Source organism: Streptococcus sp. HMSC10E12, from assembly GCF_001807855.1.
Classification (GTDB): Bacteria; Bacillota; Bacilli; order Lactobacillales; family Streptococcaceae; genus Streptococcus; species Streptococcus salivarius.
This window is the reverse complement of sequence record NZ_KV791095.1, coordinates 5,521-6,567: the sequence shown is the minus strand read 5'-3', so window position 1 is coordinate 6,567 and position 1,047 is coordinate 5,521. Positions and strand designations below refer to the sequence as shown.

1 pseudogene is annotated in these 1,047 nt (G+C 45.0%); it reads left to right on the top strand.

Annotated elements, in window-relative coordinates:
• Positions 1-1,047: pseudogene (locus tag HMPREF3112_RS11925) on the top strand (accessory Sec-dependent LPXTG-anchored adhesin); the annotation flags it as partial.

Here is a 1,047-nt window from a genome sequence, read left to right as displayed (position 1 = left end):
GTGCATCTGTATCAGAATCACAATCAGTGTCTAATTCCGAATCAGCATCAGAAAGTGCGTCAGTGTCTGAGTCACAGTCAGTGTCAAACTCAGAATCAGCATCAGAAAGTGCATCTGTATCAGAATCACAATCAGTGTCTAACTCAGAATCAGCATCAGAGAGTGCATCAGTTTCAGAATCACAGTCTGTTTCAACCTCAGAGTCAGCGTCAGTAAGTGCGTCAATTTCAGCTAGTGAGTCTGCATCATTGAGTGAATCTCGAAGTACAAGTGCGTCAGTTTCAGCTTCTGAATCAGAATCATTGAGTACATCAAGCTCATTGAGTGCTTCTGTATTTGAAAGCCAGTCTCAAGCCTTCAGTGCTTCAATTTCTGCAATCATTTCAACTGTAGAATCTATTTCGAACTCGGCTTCAAGCTTCATTTCAGCTAGTGAATCAATTTCAACATCTAACTCAGCATCATTGAGTGAATCGGCGTCATTGAGTGCATCTGTTTCAGGCTCACAATCAGTATCTAATTCTGAAAGTACATCTGTAAGTGCTTCAATCAGTGAATCACAATCAGTTTCAAATTCAGAGTCTGCATCAACAAGTGCCTCTGTCTCAGAATCACAGTCTGTTTCAAACTCAGTTTCTGCGTCAGAATCAGCAAGCACATCGGCTTCAGTATCTGCGTCAGAATCAGCAAGCGCATCTGAGTCAGCATCAACATCTGCGTCAGAATCAGCAAGCACATCGGCTTCAGTATCTGCGTCAGAATCAGCAAGCGCATCTGAGTCAGCATCAACATCTGCGTCAGAATCAGCAAGCACATCGGCTTCAACATCTGCGTCAGAATCAGCAAGCGCATCCGCTTCAGTATCTGCATCAGAATCAGCAAGCGCCTCTGAGTCTGCTTCAGCAAGTACATCCGCTTCAGTATCTGCCTCAGAGTCAGCAAGTGCGTCCGCTTCAGCATCTGCATCAGAATCAGCAAGTGCATCCGCTTCAGCAAGCACATCCGCTTCAGTCTCTGCGTCAGAATCAGCAAGCGCATCTGAGTCAG